Raw genomic sequence first — 16,444 nt, 5'->3', positions numbered from 1 at the left:
AGCCCCCCGCCCCCATCCGCCCTAACGATTAAGGCGCGTTCTTCTCCACGATCCAGAACGTTCCCGTTCCGGGGCGATAGAGCGCGATATGATCGCTCTTACCGCTGTGATCGTAATCGAAGGCGAAGGCCGCATCGGCTGTGCTATGCAAATCATAGCCGCCGATCCCATTTCCCGGATCACCCTCGTTGTAGACCGGACTGAAGATACCCTTCAGGTTCCGCACGACCCAGAACGTGCCGGTTCCAGGACGGTAAAGCGCAATATGGTCCTTCTTACCGCTATTTTCGAAATCGAAGGCGAAGGCGCGGTCGTTGCCGCTATGCAGATCATAACCGCCGATGCCATTACCGGGATCGCCCTGCTGGTAGACCGGCGAGAAGGCGCCGCCGTCGTTCTTCAAAATCCAGAACGTGCCGGTGCCGGGACGGTAAAGCGCGATATGATCTTGCTTGCCGCTATGGTCGTAATCGAAGGCGAAGGCGCGGTCGTTGCCGCTATGCAGATCGTAACCGCCGATGCCATTGCCCGGATCGCCCTGCTGGTAGACCGGCGTGAAAGTGCCGCCGTTGTTCTTCAAAATCCAGAACGTGCCGGTGCCGGGACGGTAAAGCGCGATATGATCTAGCTTGCCGCTGTGGTCGTAATCGAAGGCGAAGGCGCGGTCGTTGCCGCTATGCAGATCGTAACCGCCGATGCCATTGCCCGGATCACCCTGCTGGTAGACCGGCGTGAAAGTCCCGCCGTCGTTCTTCAAAATCCAGAACGTGCCGGTGCCGGGACGGTAAAGCGCGATGTGATCTTGCTTGCCGCTATGGTCGTAATCGAAGGCGAAGGCGAGGTCGTTGCCGCTATGCAGATCGTAACCGCCGATGCCATTGCCCGGATCGCCCTGCTGGTAGACCGGCGTGAAAGTGCCGCCGTCGTTCTTCAAAATCCAGAACGTGCCGGTGGCGGGGCGGTAAAGAGCGATATGGTCCGTCTTACCGCTGTGGTCGTAATCAAAGGCGAAGGCCCGGTCGTTACCGCTATGCAGATCATAGCCGCCGATGCCGTTGCCCGGATCGCCCTGCTGATAGACGGCGTGGTAACGGGGCTTGGGGTAGATGGAGGCGGCGAAATCGGCATCCACCTTGTCAATATCCACGCCGCCGACAACGGGCTCACCGTTCTTCATGATCGAGCCTGGCAGCCAATAACACATAATGGAGGTACGATCGGCGTCAGCCGTGGCGTTCAAGTCAGCGTCTTGGAGCGGCGTCAGGACCTGACTAATGACCTTCTCACGGGTCCAACCTTGACTGGCCATGAAATAGGCGACAGCCTTCTCGAAGTCGATCTGATCGACGATTTCCTTGCGCCTATGCTCGTGGGGAAAGCCCAGCGTATGCCCGGTTTCATGACGGACCACCCGATAGAATTCCGAATCCCGAGTATTCATGGTGAATGAATCGAGATTCATGGTCGCCTTGTCAGCCCCAATGGTAAGCACGTCTGTGCCGAGATACGACCAGTAACCATCTCCGGCGGTTCGTGAGATGCGCACCTGCGGATCGACATTGCTTTCGGCAAAGTGGGTATTGGCGTAAGTGCCCCACGCATTCATATGCGCCAAGATCCGCGCGCGCAGGTCGGCGGGCGGATTGTCCAGGAAGCCCACGGTCAGCGTGACTCCGTTCTTGCCCCAGTATTTATTGGTCAGAACCGCCAAATGTTCCGGCGGAAGAACCACATCATCAGGTGCCATGGCCATGAGATGCCGAGACGGCGCGTTGGCTGGATTGATCGCGACCGCCCTGGCTGCCGCGGCGACCAGCAACGACGGATCAACGGTCTTGATCGTGCATGTGCAGGCGAGGTCATTGAGGTGATCGGTGGCATTGCAAGATGTCGCCATGTCTTTGCTCTCCTTGATCCGAAGCTGGTTCGGATGGGTTTTCGACATGGGGACGGATCTCAACACCACGTCCACTATTTATACGTGTTGTATAATTTTAATATGCATCCATCCCCTGTTTATTGGCTATCACAGCAACCTTTAGCTCAAGACTCGCATTGTAACTATTCTCTTTGTAATATGACTAGCAGCAAGAACACTTTAATAGTTTCACACCCTTCCCCCTTGCCCCCACCGGCCCCACCATGTTCTATGGGCAGCGCAACAGCAGGTGAGCCGGCATGTACAGTGACGATGATCTCGACGCGGCCAGTGCCGCCGGAATCCTGACGCCCGAAACGGCCATAGCGTTCCGGGACTTTGTCGCGAAGCGGCAGAATGCCCATGAGGCGGACGAGGAGAGCGTGCGCCTCGTCACCAGCTTCAACGATATTTTCGTCACCATCGCCGCCGTTTTGCTGCTGTGGGCCTTGGGTTGGCTGGCGGGCAAGGTCAGCCCCATTCTGGGGGGCGCCGCGGGTGCCGCCGCCGCCTGGGCCTTCGCCGAGTACTTTACCCGCAAGCGCCGCATGGCCCTGCCCAGCCTGGCCCTGTTGCTGGCCTTCGTCTGGGGCGTGTTCTCCACCGGGCTCGGCGTGGTGGGGGTGGAGGATTTCGCCAGGGGCGGCTATGGCGTCGCCGCTTCGGCCGCCATCGCCGCCCTGGCCGCCTGGGCGCACTGGCGCCGCTTCATGGTGCCCATCACCATCGCCGCCGGAGCCGTCACCGGAGCCGGAGCCGTGCTGGCCCTAGGCCTCGCCCTCGTCCCGGCACTGCGGGAGTTCTTCCTGCCATTGGTCTTCATCGCCGGGCTGGCGCTGTTTGCCCTGGCTCTACGCTGGGATGCGGGTGATCTGGCGCGCAAGACACGGCGTTCGGACGTGGCCTTCTGGCTGCATCTGGCCGCCGCCCCCATGATCGTCCACCCGGTCTTTTCCCTGCTGGGCGCCGGAGGTGCCACCATCGCCGGAGCCGTGGGAGCGGTGGTCCTCTATGCCGTCCTCGCCCTGGTGGCCCTGGCGGTAGACCGCCGCGCCCTGCTGGTTTCGGCCCTGGCCTATGTGCTGTATGCCGCCACCACCTTGTTCGAGGCGGCAGGGTCTTCGACCGCGGCCTTCGCGCTGACCGCCCTGGTGATCGGCTCGGTGCTGCTTAGCCTGTCGGCCTTCTGGCACCATGCCCGCAGGCTGGTCCTGGCGCCGCTGCCTGAAGGTTTGAAGAACAGACTGCCCGCTGCCTAGAACTGGCGGGAAAGCCTGAATAAGGATAAGGTGCGGGCCATAAGCGTTTCCTTGCCATTACAGGTCCGCCCGCCATGTCCAATGCTTCCCCCCGCCGCCCCCGTCCTGTCGTTCTGTGCATCCTGGACGGCTGGGGCTGGCGCGAAGATTCCGCCGACAACGCCATCACCCAGGCCGACACCCCCAATTGGGACCGGTTCCTGGCCAGCTATCCCCATTCGCTGCTGCAATCCTCCGGTTTGCAGGTGGGACTGCCCGATGGCCAGATGGGCAATTCCGAGGTGGGGCACATGAATCTGGGCGCTGGCCGTGTGGTGATGCAGGATCTGCCCCGCATCGACACCGCCGTGGCCGATGGTTCGCTGGCCGCCAATCCCGAACTGACCAAGGCCATCGCGGCGGTCAAGGCCAGGGGAGGCGCCATGCATCTGATGGGGCTGCTCAGCCCCGGCGGCGTGCATTCCCATCAGGATCATCTGGCTGCCCTGGCCCGGACCATCGCCGATGCGGGCGTCACGGTTCAGGTCCACGCCTTCCTCGACGGCCGCGATACGCCGCCCAGCAGCGCCAAGGGCTTCATGGAGCGCTTCCTGGCCGCCGTGAAGGGCCACGACGTTCATCTCGCCACCGTCTCGGGCCGCTATTACGCCATGGACCGCGACAAGCGCTGGGACCGCGTCTCGCTGGCCTGGAACGCCATGGTGGAGGCCAAGGGCGTGGCCGGGGCCGATCCCCTGGCCGCCATCGCCGCCTCCTATGCGGATTCCAAGACCGACGAATTCATGCTTCCCGCCGTGATCGGTTCTTACGCGGGCATGAAGGACGGCGACGGGCTCTTGATGGGCAATTTCCGCGCCGACCGGGCGCGCGAGATCCTGGACTGCCTGGTCAACCCGGCCTTCGACGGCTTTGCCCGTGCCCGTCAGGTGAGCTTCGCCGCCCGCCTGGGGCTGACCGAATATTCCAAGGACCTCAACGCCTTCCTTGGCACCCTGTTCGGGCCCGAGACCCTGGACAACATCCTGGGCGAGGTGCTGAGCCGCGCTGGACTCAAGCAGCTGCGCATCGCCGAGACCGAGAAATACGCCCATGTGACCTTCTTCTTCAATGGCGGGCGCGAGATGGTGTTTCCGGGCGAGGAGCGCATCCTGGTCCCCAGCCCCAAGGTCGCCACCTATGACCTGCAGCCGGAGATGAGCGCGGCGGAAGTCACCGACAAGCTGATCGCCGCCATCGAGGGCGGCACCTTCGACGTGATCGTCGTCAACTACGCCAATGGCGACATGGTGGGCCATACCGGCTTCATGAAGGCCGCCATCGCCGCCGCTCAGACGGTGGATGCCTGCCTGGGCCGACTGGAGACGGCCGTGAAGACGGCGGGCGGCACCATGCTGGTCACCGCCGATCACGGCAATGCCGAGCAGATGAAGGACCCCGTGACGGGCGAGCCACACACCGCCCACACCACCGGCCCGGTTCCCGCCGTGCTGGTCGCCCCGCCCGCCGGAATCGATGGCATCGGCGACGGCCGTCTGGCCGATGTGGCGCCCACCCTGCTGGCCCTGCTGGGACTGCCCCAGCCAGCCGAGATGGGCGGCCAATCCCTGCTGCGCCAGTCCCTCCGTGCGGCGGGTTAAGGGAGCCCTCTTCGCAACGGCGCTGCTCCTTGCCGGGGCGGCGCCCGCATTGGCCACCTGGGACCGTCCGGTGGATGCGGGCGAGCGTCTCAAGGAACTGGAAGGCCAACTGGAACGCTCGCGCGCCGAGCACGAGGATGTGCGGCGCAAGGCCGAGGAACTCTCCGCCGAAACGGCGCGGCTGCGCACCGACATGGTCAAGGCCGCCCGTGCCGCCCAGGAAAGCGAGGACCTGCTGTCCGACCTGGAGAGCCAGTTCGAGGAGTTGAGAAAGCGCGAGATCAGCCGCTCCGACGCCCTGGAACGGCGCTCGCGCCAGATGGTGGGCGTACTCACCGCCCTGCAACGGCTGGCCTGGCGCCCCACCGAGGCCCTGCTGGCCCAGCCGCAAAGCCCCGCCGATACGGTGCGCTCGGCCATTTTGCTGCGCGCCGCCGTGCCCCAGATCGAGCAATCAGCCCGCGAACTGCGCGTCGAGATCGACGGCGTCGCGAAACTGCGCACCGAAATCGGCGAGCAGCGCAAGCTGATCGCCAGCACCACCTCCCAGTTGGAACGCGAGCATGTCCGCATCAAGGACATGTTCGAACGCAAGTTCCAGGTCCAGAACGCCACCGAGCAGGAGCGCCGCGCCCTGGAGGCCCGCCTTCAGGATCTGGGCAGCCAGGCCGAGGATCTGCGCGATCTGCTGTCCCGCCTGGACCAGGAGCGCGAGCGCCGGATCGCCGAGGCCGCCGCCAAGGCCGCCGCCGAAAAGATCGCCCGCGAAACCGAGGCCACGGCCCGGCGCCTGGCCCGCGAAGCTGAACTGGCCGCCCAGAAAGCGGCGCGCGACGCCGAACTGGCTGCCCAAAAAGCCGCGCAACAGGCCGTCGCCGAGGCCCGTGCCCGCGACGAGGCAGCCAGCAAGGCGGCCCAGCAGGCCGCCGCCGAGGCCCGCATCCGCGAGGATGCCGCCGCCCGCGCCGCCCAGGAAGCCGAGTTGAAGGCCCAGGCCGAAGCCAAGGAAAAGCAGCTGGCAGCCGAAAAGGCCACCCATGAGGCGGAACAAGCCTCGCGCGAGGCCGCCGCCACCCGCCCGGTAAAGAACGACAAACCGTTCAGCCAGGCCCAGGGCCGCCTGCCCTATCCCGCCCGCGGCCGCATCATCGAAACCTACGGCCAGCCCAACGATGTGGGCCAGGTGGCCAAGGGCATCACCATCAACACCCGCAAGGCCGCCCAGGTCATCGCGCCCTATGACGGACATGTGGCTTTTGCCGGTCCGTTCCGGGGTTACGGCCTTCTCTTGATCATCGAACACAGCGAAGGCTATCATACGCTGCTGGCGGGAATGGCGCAGATCGATTGTACCGTCGGCCAGAAGCTGTTGACGGGCGAACCCGTCGGTGTCATGGGGCAGGACGACAGCAAGCCCAACCTTTATGTAGAGCTGCGCCGCAATGGCCAGCCGGTCAACCCGTTGCCTTGGCTCATGGCACAAAAAAGTAAGGCCAGTGGATGATTCGCAAGATCCTGATCGCGGCGGGTACCTTCGCCCTGCTGTCGACGACCGCCCTCACCCCCGTTTCCGCCGCCGAGCGCAAGGAAACCTACAAGCTTCTCGACCTGTTCGGCGAAGTGCTGGAAAAGGTGCGCAGCGAGTATGTGGAGCCCGTCAATGACGAGGACCTGATCGAGGCGGCGCTGAATGGCATGCTGGCCTCGCTGGATCCCCATTCCAGCTATCTCAACCCCAAGAACTCCAAGGACATGGACATCCAGACCCGTGGCGAGTTCGGCGGGCTGGGCCTGGAAGTGACCATGGAGAACGGCTGGGTCAAGGTGGTGTCGCCCATCGACGACACCCCGGCCTATCGCGCGGGCATGCAGCCCGGCGATTTCGTCACCCATCTGGACGGCGAGCAGGTCCAGGGTCTGTCCCTGTCGGAAGCGGTGGATCGCATGCGCGGCACCGTCAATACCGACATCAAGCTGACCGTGCGCCGCGCCGGGGTGGAACAGCCCTTCGACATCAAGCTGACCCGCGCCGTCATCAAGGTGCAGACCGTCAAGGGCCAGACCCACGGCGATATCGGCTATATCCGCATCTCCCAGTTCAGCGCCACCACCCACGCCGATCTGGTGCGCATCATGGCCCAGTTGAAGAAGGATATCGGCAAGACGCCGACCGGCTTCGTCATTGATCTGCGCAACAATCCCGGCGGCCTGCTGGACCAGGCGGTGGCGGTGTCCGACGACTTCCTGGACAAGGGCGAGATCGTATCGACCCGTTCGCGCCGTCCCGAGGATACCCAGCGCTTCAACGCCCGGCCCGGCGACATCGCCGACGGCCTGCCGCTGGTGGTGCTGATCAATGACGGCTCGGCCTCGGCCTCGGAGATCGTCGCCGGTGCGCTGCAGGATCACAAGCGCGCCGTGCTGCTGGGCACCCGCTCGTTCGGCAAGGGCTCGGTCCAGACCCTGATGCCGCTGCATGGCCACGGCTCCTTGCGTCTGACCACGGCGCGGTACTACACGCCATCGGGCCGCTCCATCCAGGCGGTGGGCATCGAACCCGACATCAAGGCCGCCCAGTCCAAGGTCGAGCCGGTGGCGGGCGCCGTGGTGGAGCGCCGCTCGGAAGCGTCCTTGCGCAAGGCCCTGCCCAATCCCAATGGGGAAAAGGCCAAGCCCGCCGAAAAGGAAAAAGCCGAGGAAACCAAGGCCCCCGAACAGCCCAAGGGCGAAGGCGGCAAGGCCGAGGCTCCGGCGCCCATCAAGTTGGGCGATCCGGCCCAGGACTACCAGCTGGCCCGCGCCCTGGATCTGTTGCGCGGCCTGTCGCTGTACCGTCCGGCCCAGCGGTAAGCGGGGCTCGGACTCCACGACATGGCTGACGATACCCACTTCGATCTCGAGGAACTGGACGAGGATCCAGTCCCCGAGATCGTCGTCGAGGAGATCAAGCCCGAACGCAAGCCACTGAACCTCAAGCCGATCCTCATCGGCCTGGGGATTTTAGTGGCGGGCGGCAGTCTGGGCGGCGTGGCCTATCTGTTCACCGCGTTTGAAACCCGCGACGTGATCGGCCTGATGGATGTGGGCGAGAATCCGCCCAAGCTGTCTTTCGATCTGCCCGGCCGGGGCGAGCCGCCCAAACCGGGGACCGGAAGCGGATTGCTCACTCCTCCCGTAGCGCCGGGCGCGGCCGTGCCCGGTAATGGCGAAATTCTCAAGGCCCTGCCCGACGACACGCCGTCGCCCGATTCTCTGCCGCCCGCACTGGCCCCCGCCAATGCCCCCGCCAATGCCAGCCTGCCCCCGGCCGAGGCCAAGCCGGACACCAAGACCGCGGCGCTGCCCCCCGGCGATTACGTGGCCGAGCCGGAATCCCCGGTCTCCAAGGCCTTCGCGCCCAAGCCGCCGCCTGCGGTGGATTCCTCGGGCATGCCCACCCAGCCCAATCCGCGCGCCGCCGACAAGCCGCCCAGCTATGAGGGGCTGCCCGAGCGCAAGGGCGAGGTCAAGGCCCTGCCGCCCGCGCCCAACAAGGAAATGCAAAAGCGCACCGCCATCGGCGATTTGCCGGTGCCGTCGCCCGACGGCAAGCAGCCGTGGCAGGTCTATGCCCGCCCGTGGTCCGGCCCCGCCGATCGCGGCAAGGTGGCCGTGGTGGTCATGGATATGGGTCTGGACAAGGTCGCCACCGAGGCCGCCATCGCCAAGCTGCCGCCCGAGGTGACCCTGGCCTTCAGCCCTTATGCCCAGGGTCTGGACAAATGGGTGAAGAAGGCCCGCGATTATGGCCATGAAGTGATGATGGTCCTGCCCGCTGATTCCAACGGCACCCAGCCCCGCGACCCCGGCCCGCTGGGCATGACCAATTCCGTGCCGCCGGAAAGCAATCTGGCCCGCCTGGAAGGCGTGATGAGCCGAGGCGCGGCCTATACCGGCCTGATCTCGCTGGGCGACAAATTCGCCGCCTCGGAACAGGTGGTCCAGATGCTGGGCCAGTTGCGCGACCGCGGTCTGCTTTACGTGGGACCGGGGGCCGCGCCCGCCGACCGCACCCCGGCCCTGGCCCCTGTCACGGCGGTGGCCGATGCCGATCTGTTCCGCGAAGCCATCGAAATGCGCCTCAATCAGGTCTCCATCGCGGCGCGGACCAAGGGCAAGGCCCTGGTGGTGATCAATCCCCGGCCGCTGTCCTTCGACCGCCTGCTGCCCTGGCTGAACGATTTCGACGGCCAGAAACTGGTGATCGTGCCGGTCTCCACCCTGGTCCAGCCCCCGCCCGCCCCCGGAAAGTCATGAGCAAGAAGAAGCACAAGGCCCCGCTGCCCTATGACCAGCGCCCCTACCGTCCCGGGATCGGGCTGGTTCTGCTCAATACCCAAGGGCTGGCCTTCGTCGCCCAGCGGGTGGACACGCCCGGCACTGCCTGGCAATTCCCCCAGGGCGGCATCGACGAGGGCGAGGACCCGCGCGCCACCGTCCTGCGCGAAATGGAGGAGGAGATCGGCACAGCCAAGGCCGAGATCATCGCCGAAAGCCGTGACTGGATTTCCTACGACCTGCCGCCCGACATCGCCGACAAGAGCTGGAAGGGACGCTTCCGCGGCCAGACCCAGAAGTGGTTCTGCGCCCGCTTCACCGGCAGTGACGCGGACATCAATCTGGAAACCGAGCACCCGGAATTTTGCCGCTGGCGCTGGATGGCGCTGGAAGAGATCCCGCCGCTGATCATTCCATTCAAGCGGGTGCTCTACGACAAGGTGGTCGCTGAATTCCTGCCCATCGCCCAGGCCATGGCGTCAAAGTGAAGCGGGGCCTTCTCGTCGCGGCCGCCACCCTGTGCGCCGTCGAACTGATTTTCGGCCAGTGGCTGGGGCCCAATTACGGCTCGCTCGGCATTCCGCGCCATTTCGACCGTCTGTTCGATGTGAGGAATCTCTACGCGAATGGCGGCATCGCCCATGTCACCACCGACGAAAACGGTCTGCGCGGGGACTTCGGCGCGCCCGACCAGATCCGCCTTCTGGTCATGGGCAACGGCACCGTCTTCGAGCAATATGTGGACGATGCCCAGACCATGCCCGCCCGGCTTGGCGCCCGTTTCGCCGAAGCCGGATGCCCCCGGCCCACCGCCGCTTCCGGATTGAACGGCCAATCCACCCGCGGCATGATCCGCCGCTTCGATGAATGGTTTCCCCTGATCCCCGGCCTAAAGCCCCAGGCCGTGCTGATCTATGTGGGCAGCAACGAGGACCTGACCGAGGCCCAGGACATGGCCGATACGGGCCGCCCGCCCACGGCCTGGAAGCGCTTCACTCAAGTACTGGCCAATAACAGCGCCTTGGCAAGATGGGGCAACACCGCCCTGCGCCATCTGCGCCCGCTCAAACCCACACCAATCGGCGAGGCTGGAAGCGCACCCCAATGGGGGGAGATTGCGGCCAAGCCGCCTCTTCCCCCCATGAACTCGGCCTATTACGCTCCGTTTGGCGCTCGCCTCGCCCAATTGGTCGAGCGGGTCAAGGCCATGGGGGCCCTGCCCATCATCGCGACCCAGCATGCGGGATGGTATTTCGAGAAGGAGGGCAAGTTGTTCGGCGTGGTCGAGAACGGCCAGCCCACCGCCCCCCGGCTGGAAGAGGCCCGCCTTCAGGCCCGCGCCACCATGGAGGCTTGCCGGACCACCGGCGCGTTGTGCATCGACGTGGTCGACGGCATGATGCCCGCTCAGGGTGACTTCTACGATCATGTGCACACCGCGCCCGCTGGCGATCAGCACATTGCCGATTTCCTGTTTCCCCGCATCCGGGGCGCCCTGGGATGCCAGGAACCTAAATAACCATCTTCAGCTTCTGACCCGGCTTGAGGGGCTGGTTTTCCGCCAGCCCGTTGAGCAGCCGGAACCGCTCGACCTTGTGGTCCTCATAGGGAAGTTGCTCGGCCAGCTTTTCCACCGTGTCACCCGCGCGGGCGGTGATGATCTTCAGTCGCAGCGGCTTCATGGCCGACTTCTCCGCCTCGGAAAGCTTGCGTAAGCTGAGGCCGGAGGTCTTGAACTCCTGGGCATGGGCATTGGTCACGCCGGGAGGGGTAAGGTAAAGGAAACGATAGGTGGACTTGCCGTTCTTGACCGCCAGAAGACGCGCATCCATGGCGCCCTTGTTGGTATTGAGCCGGGTCACGCCCGTGGCGGCGGCCAGACCGTTGATCTCCAGCGCCTCGATGGAGGACAGCCGGGCGCCCTTGGCCCATTGGCTCTGGAGGTAGTTGGTCATGTCGCCATGGGCCTCGGCGCCCATGTCGAAGCGGATCGCCGAACCGTCCTTGTGGGTCGCCATCACCGCCTTGGGACCGTTGACCAGCCGGAAGCCAGCAGGAACCTCGTAGCGGATGCCCAGCCCGGCATGGGAGAATACCCGGCCACGCACCACGCCTTCGTCGGGATCATCGCCAACCAGCAGGCCTTCCACATGGGCCAGATACTGCTCGCGCCCGATGGCGCCGCTATGGTCAGCACCCTTGGCGAGATTGGCGGCGTCCCTCACCCGGTCGATGGTGCGGGGATGGCTGGCGAACAGACTGGCCTCGTCCACCTCGTCGGGAGAACGCCCGGCCAGCACCGCGTCCAGTCGTGATTGGTCACGCAGTTTGCTCAAGAAAGTGGTCATGCCGTCGGGGTTCCAGCCGCTGGTCGTCATGTAGCGGATACCCAGTTCGTCGGCCTCGCTCTCATTCTCGCGGGAATAGCCCTGAATATAGGCCGCCGCGCCCAACTGGGCGATATCGCCCAGCCCGGACACGCCGGTCACCGCGCCCAAGACAGCCCCCAGCACCCCGGTCGCCACATTGGCGGCCATGGCCTGGCTGTAGCGCTGGGCGGTATGGCGGCCGGTGACATGGCCGATCTCGTGACCCACCACACCGGCCAGTTCCGCCTCGTCATCGGCCAGGGCCAGCAGTCCGCGCGTGACATAGACATAGCCGCCCGGCAGGGCGAAAGCGTTGACGATATGGCTGTTCAGCACCGTGAAGCGGAAGGTTGCGGCCGGCGTTTCGGTATGGCTCAACAGCCGCTTGCCCACCCCCGCCACATAGGCCTGAACCTGGGGGTCGTCATAGGTTCCGCCGAATTCCTTGAGCACGTCGGGATGGGCTTCGGCGCCCATCTTCTGCTCTTCCTCGGCCGACATGATGTTGAAGTTGCTCTTGCCCGTCCCCGGCGCCACCTGGCAGGAGGTCAGCACGGTCGAAGCCAGCAGGACGGCAAGCAAGGTGGCGGTGCGGCGCATATTTCCCTCGAAGCGAACGGAACCGTGAGGGAGAAATGATACGACGTCCACGGGTGGGAGCAAGCGTCGGCTTAAACCATCTTCTTGCCATAGCCCCGAGGCGTGTAGGTCCAAGTCTTCTGACCGGCGGCGAAACTGCGGGTCTCGCTGGAGCCCACCACCACCATGGTCAGCATGTCCACCTTGTCGGCGTCCAGATCGGCCAAACGGATCACCTCCACCGTCTCGCCCGCGCGGCCCAACTGGCGGGCCAGGATCACCGGCGTGTCGGGGCCACGGCCCGAAAGCAGGATGTCGCGGGCGCGCGGCAACTGGTCGCGGCGGCGCTGGGAGACGGGATTGTAGAAGCAGACCACGAAATCGGCCATGGCGGCGGCCTTCAGCCGGGTCTCGATGCTCTCCCACGGCGTCAGCAGGTCGGACAGCGAGATGGTGCAGAAATCGTGATTGACTGGCGCACCCGCCCGCGCGGCGGCCGCCTGCAGAGCCGAGATGCCGGGCACCACCACCACCTCCACCCGGTTCCAGTCGGCGCGCTTCTTGCGGTCCAGCAGTTCGAAGACCAGGGTGGCCAGGGCATAGATGCCGGGATCACCGGAACAGACCAGACTGACATTGCGGCCTTCGGCGGCCAGGTCCAGGGCCTTGGCGGCGCGGGCCTCCTCGGCGCCCAGCGCGCTTTCGTGGCGCGCCTTGCCGTGCACCGCATGGCCCAGCAGGTCGAGATACAGGCCATAGCCCACCAGATCGCTGCTGGCCTCGATGGCGGCCGAGGCCTCGGGCGAGCGCCACTGGGGCGTACCGGGGCCGATGCCCACCACGAACAGCTTGCCGCGTGCCCGGCCTTTGCCTTGTGCGTCGATGGCACGGGGCGAGCGGGCCAGGGCCATGGTGGTGCGCGCCCCTTTGACCTTGGGAACGATCAGGACGCCGTCGGCACCGGCCACCGCCAGGGCGGCGCCTTCCGCCACGCCATGGCAGCCCGTCTCGGCGAAGACCACATCGGAGGGACTGGCCAGACGCGGCGTCTCGGCCTCCAGTTCGGCGGCGCTGAAGAAGCGGGCGGGAACACCCAGCTCGGCGGCCAAGTCATGCACCGCCCCTTCGTCCGCCTTGAGATCGATACTGGCGACGCAGGCGATGGATTTGGGCGACAGGGCCTCCTGGGCCATCACATCCTTTACCAGACTGATCAGCTCGGCGGCCGGGGCATTGCGCTCGCAGCCCACCCCCAGAACCAGGGTCGGGGGGTGCAGCACCAGTTCGTGGTCGTCGAATTCCACCGAACGGTCGGTGATACGGATGGCGTGATCAGCCTTCTCCACGAAGGGCAGTCCGTTCAGCCATTGACCGTCGCCGGTTTCCACTTCCAGCGCCACGGGCTCCTCGGCCAGCAGGGCGGCGGTCACCGACTTGGCCGCCTGCGGATTGCCCACCCGCCAGCCGGTCGGCGGATCATCAAGCGCCACGCCCAGGGCCAGTTCCCCGGCGGTGGTAAGAGCGGGCGGCACGTCGAGGACCCGTCCGATCTCGCGCGCCAGAGCATTGCCGCCGTGATGCCCGCCCAGCAGCGGCACCACCGAGGACCCGTCCACGCCCACCGCCAGGACCGGCGGTTCGGACTGCTTGTCGCCCAGAACCGGGCCCAGGGAACGGATCAGGATTCCGGCGGCGCAGATGCCGATGATGGGCGTGCGGGCGGCGAACAAGGCGCGCAGATGGGCGCTTGTATCCAAGAAGCCCACATCGCCTTCAACCCGGCCCGCAAGGCCATGGATGGAGGCGCCGGGCAGCACGGCTTTGAGGGCGCGGGCGGTTTCCAGTCCGGCGGGGGTCACCACCACCAGGGCAATTTCTACAGCCATGCGTTTCCTCTGCGGTGCACCAGGATGAGGGAGAAATAGGGAAGCTCGGTGATGGTCGTCGGATCGTGACGTTTACGTCCCGGCAGTCCGACACGCTCGACGATACGGGCCTTTTCCCACAGGCCGAGGCGTTGCAGCACGGCTTTGACCTTGGGCAGGTGGCGGCCCACCTTCATGATCACGGCGGCATCGGAGGCAGCCAGGGCCGCCTCGATCTCGGACTCGCTGCGGGTGGCCGGAATGATCGCCACGCCGTCATCCCAGGCGCAAAGCGGCGCCTGAAGATCGGCGGCGGCGGCCATGATGGACGACACACCCGGCACCACCTCCACGCCAAAGCGCGGCGACAGCCGGGCAAAGAGATAGATGAACGAGCCGAAGAAGAACGGGTCACCCTCGCACAACACCGCCACGTCGCGGCCCGCTTCCAGATGGGCGGCAATCTCTTGCGCCGCCCGGTCATAGGCCGCCTCGGTGCCCGCCCGGTCCACGGTAAAGCCCATGCGAATGGCGATCTCGGTCTTGCCCGCAGGAATGTGCGGGGCGGCGATACTGCGCGCCAGCCCCTCGCCCTCCAACGGCGCGGGCCAGGCCAGCACCGGCACGTCGCGGATCAGACGCACCGCCTTCAAGGTCAGCAGTTCCGCGTCACCGGGGCCGATGCCGATGCCATAGAGGGTCCCGGTCACTTCTTCCACCCCACATAACGGGTCACCGGCATGGCGGGATGCCAGGCGTGGAAGCCGCCCACCCGGTCGAGATGGGCCACCGACAGCCGGGTCATCTCGCCGCCATGCAGGCCGAACAGGGCGACCAGGGCCGCCTCGCCTTCCAGGGTCACAGCATTGGCCACCAGCCGCCCGCCGCGCCCCAGCGCCGACCAGCAGATATCCAGCAGCCCGGCCTCGGAGACGCCGCCGCCCACGAAGATGGCGTCGGGGGGCTCGCGGTCGAGCGGCAGGGTATCGGGAACACGGCCCGCGATGATCTCAAGTCCGGGAACCCCCAGGCGCGCCGCGTTGCGGGCGATGCGCTCCAGGCGTTCCGGGCGGCTTTCCAGGGCGATGGCCCGGCCGCCCGCCCGCATCCACTCGATGGCGATGGAGCCGCAGCCCGCCCCCACGTCCCACAGCACCTGACCGGGCAACGGCGCAAGGGCGGCCAGGGTGGCGGCGCGGATGTCGCGCTTGGTCAACTGCCCATCATGCTCGAAGGCTTCGTCGGGCAGGCCGGGCACCGTGGAGAGAGGGCGAACACCCCGGTCCAGACGACACTCCACCGCCACGACATTGAGATCCGAGGCGCAGCCCTCGGGATCGGTGATGCGCTCTTTCGCTCCGCCCAAATTCTCCAGCACTGTAATCGTGCTGGCGCCATATCCGTGGGAACGCAGCAAAGCCGCCACATGGGCCGGACTGGTGCGATCCTCGGCCAGGATCAGCAGGCGGCGCCCCGGCGCCAGATGCAGGGCCAGGGCGTCAATGGGCCGCCCGTGAATGGTGAGGAACAGGCAATCCTGCATGGCCCAGCCCAGACGGGCGCAAGCCAGGGAGAAGGCGCCGGGATGGGGAACCACGCTCACCTTATCGGCACCGAACCAGCTTATCAGAGTGGCGGCGGCACCGAACCACAGGGGCTCGCCGCTGGCCAGGACGACAACGCGGTTAGTCGTGCGGGCCTCCAACAGGGCACGGCTGTCAGCGAAGGGCGAAGCCCATTCCAGCCGTTCGGCCCCATTGGACGGGACCATGGCCAGATGGCGGGCACCGCCCACCAGCACCTCGGCGGTATCGAGCAATGTCCGGGCGGCGGGCGACAGCCCGTCCAGACCGTCCTCGCCAATGCCGATGACGGTGATCATTTCAATCCCCCCGCCAGGGCATTGACCGCCGCCGCCGCCATGGCGCTGCCGCCGCGGCGGCCTTTCAACGCCACATGGGGCTGGCCCGAGGCGATGAGCGCGTCCTTGCTTTCCATCGCGCCGACGAAGCCCACGGCGAAGCCCAGGATCAGGGCGGGGCGGGGCGCCCCCGCTTCGATCAGTTCCAGCAGGTGGAACAGGGCAGTCGGCGCATTGCCCACCGCCACCACTGCGCCATCCAGATGGGGTAGCCACTTCTCCACGGCCAGGGCCGAACGGGTGGTCGCCGCCGCCTTGGCCTCGGCCTGGGACACCTCGTTCAGGGTGCAGATCACCCGATTGGCGGCGGGCAGATTGCGGCGGATGATGCCGTGGGCCACCATCTCGGCGTCCACCAGAATGGGAGCGCCGCGCGACAAAGCCTCGGTCCCGGTCTTGCCCGCCCCCTCGGTCCAGGCCAGATCGGCCGCGATATCGGTCATGCCGCAGGCATGGATGACGCGGACCGCCAGATCGGCCAGATCGGCGGGCATGCGCGCCAGATCAGCCTCGGCCCGGATGGTGGCGAAGCTTTGTCGGTAGATTTCGGCGGGGTCCGCGATCCAGGCGCTCACCGCA

The 16,444-nt window shown here is 66.0% G+C and carries 13 protein-coding genes; 7 read left to right on the top strand and 6 right to left on the bottom strand.

The window, feature by feature from the left end; translation table 11 throughout:
- Positions 1 to 28: 28 nt before the first annotated feature.
- Complete coding sequence (locus CCC_RS21350; protein WP_152619800.1) at positions 29 to 1,945, bottom strand: M12 family metallopeptidase; 1,917 nt, start codon at positions 1,943 to 1,945, stop codon at positions 29 to 31.
- A 233-nt stretch (positions 1,946 to 2,178) separates the two neighbouring features.
- Between CCC_RS21350 and CCC_RS18505 the strand changes: the two genes are divergently transcribed.
- From CCC_RS18505 to CCC_RS18475, 7 genes are all read left to right on the top strand, one after another.
- Positions 2,179 to 3,177 carry a hypothetical protein gene (locus CCC_RS18505; RefSeq protein ID WP_009869545.1) on the top strand — a complete coding sequence of 333 codons (999 nt, stop codon included), beginning with the start codon at positions 2,179 to 2,181 and terminating at the stop codon, positions 3,175 to 3,177.
- Positions 3,178 to 3,251: 74 nt separating this feature from the next.
- The gene (gene gpmI / locus CCC_RS18500; protein WP_009869546.1) at positions 3,252 to 4,814 is read left to right on the top strand and encodes a 2,3-bisphosphoglycerate-independent phosphoglycerate mutase; all 1,563 of its coding nucleotides are present in this window, start codon (positions 3,252 to 3,254) and stop codon (positions 4,812 to 4,814) included.
- Positions 4,801 to 6,318, top strand: a complete 1,518-nt coding sequence (locus CCC_RS18495; RefSeq protein WP_041042287.1) for a peptidoglycan DD-metalloendopeptidase family protein — start codon at positions 4,801 to 4,803, stop codon at positions 6,316 to 6,318. Before gpmI ends, CCC_RS18495 begins: the two co-directional genes overlap by 14 nt.
- Positions 6,315 to 7,664 (top strand): S41 family peptidase, encoded by a 1,350-nt coding sequence (locus CCC_RS18490; RefSeq protein ID WP_009869548.1) that lies wholly within the window; start codon positions 6,315 to 6,317, stop codon positions 7,662 to 7,664. The genes CCC_RS18495 and CCC_RS18490 overlap by 4 nt, the downstream gene beginning before the upstream one ends.
- 21 nt (positions 7,665 to 7,685) lie before the next feature.
- Entirely contained in the window at positions 7,686 to 9,110 is a 1,425-nt protein-coding gene (locus CCC_RS18485; protein WP_009869549.1) for a divergent polysaccharide deacetylase family protein, read from the top strand.
- Positions 9,107 to 9,619: an RNA pyrophosphohydrolase gene (locus CCC_RS18480; protein ID WP_009869550.1), complete on the top strand. Its 513-nt coding sequence runs from the start codon at positions 9,107 to 9,109 to the stop codon at positions 9,617 to 9,619. The genes CCC_RS18485 and CCC_RS18480 overlap by 4 nt, the downstream gene beginning before the upstream one ends.
- Complete coding sequence (locus tag CCC_RS18475) at positions 9,616 to 10,650, top strand: SGNH/GDSL hydrolase family protein (RefSeq protein WP_009869551.1); 1,035 nt, start codon at positions 9,616 to 9,618, stop codon at positions 10,648 to 10,650. Before CCC_RS18480 ends, CCC_RS18475 begins: the two co-directional genes overlap by 4 nt.
- Here CCC_RS18475 and CCC_RS18470 read toward each other — a convergent pair.
- The 5 genes from CCC_RS18470 to CCC_RS18450 all read right to left on the bottom strand — a co-directional run bounded on the left by CCC_RS18470 (position 10,643) and on the right by CCC_RS18450 (position 16,440).
- Positions 10,643 to 12,100: a M48 family metalloprotease gene (locus CCC_RS18470; protein WP_009869552.1), complete on the bottom strand. Its 1,458-nt coding sequence runs from the start codon at positions 12,098 to 12,100 to the stop codon at positions 10,643 to 10,645. The genes CCC_RS18475 and CCC_RS18470 overlap by 8 nt on opposite strands.
- A 71-nt stretch (positions 12,101 to 12,171) precedes the next feature.
- Positions 12,172 to 13,965 carry a precorrin-3B C(17)-methyltransferase gene (cobJ, locus tag CCC_RS18465; RefSeq protein WP_041042285.1) on the bottom strand — a complete coding sequence of 598 codons (1,794 nt, stop codon included), beginning with the start codon at positions 13,963 to 13,965 and terminating at the stop codon, positions 12,172 to 12,174.
- The gene (gene cobI / locus CCC_RS18460) at positions 13,956 to 14,654 is read right to left on the bottom strand and encodes a precorrin-2 C(20)-methyltransferase (RefSeq protein WP_009869554.1); all 699 of its coding nucleotides are present in this window, start codon (positions 14,652 to 14,654) and stop codon (positions 13,956 to 13,958) included. The genes cobJ and cobI overlap by 10 nt, the downstream gene beginning before the upstream one ends.
- Positions 14,651 to 15,826, bottom strand: coding sequence for a bifunctional cobalt-precorrin-7 (C(5))-methyltransferase/cobalt-precorrin-6B (C(15))-methyltransferase (locus CCC_RS18455; protein WP_009869555.1), 1,176 nt, complete (start codon positions 15,824 to 15,826; stop codon positions 14,651 to 14,653). The genes cobI and CCC_RS18455 overlap by 4 nt, the downstream gene beginning before the upstream one ends.
- Complete coding sequence (locus CCC_RS18450; RefSeq protein ID WP_009869556.1) at positions 15,823 to 16,440, bottom strand: precorrin-8X methylmutase; 618 nt, start codon at positions 16,438 to 16,440, stop codon at positions 15,823 to 15,825. The genes CCC_RS18455 and CCC_RS18450 overlap by 4 nt, the downstream gene beginning before the upstream one ends.
- Between the last annotated feature and the right edge of the window lie 4 nt (positions 16,441 to 16,444).

The sequence above is a fragment of the Paramagnetospirillum magnetotacticum MS-1 genome, assembly GCF_000829825.1.
Classification (GTDB): Bacteria; Pseudomonadota; Alphaproteobacteria; order Rhodospirillales; family Magnetospirillaceae; genus Phaeospirillum; species Phaeospirillum magnetotacticum.
This window is presented reverse-complemented; position numbering and strand designations above follow the sequence as displayed.

Coding starts and splice junctions, on each gene's coding strand:
- CCC_RS21350 (WP_152619800.1), bottom strand. CDS start 1,945: ATGTCGAAAACCCATCCGAACCAGCTTCGGATCAAGGAGAGCAAAGAC.
- CCC_RS18505 (WP_009869545.1), top strand. CDS start 2,179: ATGTACAGTGACGATGATCTCGACGCGGCCAGTGCCGCCGGAATCCTG.
- gpmI (WP_009869546.1), top strand. CDS start 3,252: ATGTCCAATGCTTCCCCCCGCCGCCCCCGTCCTGTCGTTCTGTGCATC.
- CCC_RS18490 (WP_009869548.1), top strand. CDS start 6,315: ATGATTCGCAAGATCCTGATCGCGGCGGGTACCTTCGCCCTGCTGTCG.
- CCC_RS18485 (WP_009869549.1), top strand. CDS start 7,686: ATGGCTGACGATACCCACTTCGATCTCGAGGAACTGGACGAGGATCCA.
- CCC_RS18480 (WP_009869550.1), top strand. CDS start 9,107: ATGAGCAAGAAGAAGCACAAGGCCCCGCTGCCCTATGACCAGCGCCCC.
- CCC_RS18470 (WP_009869552.1), bottom strand. CDS start 12,100: ATGCGCCGCACCGCCACCTTGCTTGCCGTCCTGCTGGCTTCGACCGTG.
- cobJ (WP_041042285.1), bottom strand. CDS start 13,965: ATGGCTGTAGAAATTGCCCTGGTGGTGGTGACCCCCGCCGGACTGGAA.
- CCC_RS18455 (WP_009869555.1), bottom strand. CDS start 15,826: ATGATCACCGTCATCGGCATTGGCGAGGACGGTCTGGACGGGCTGTCG.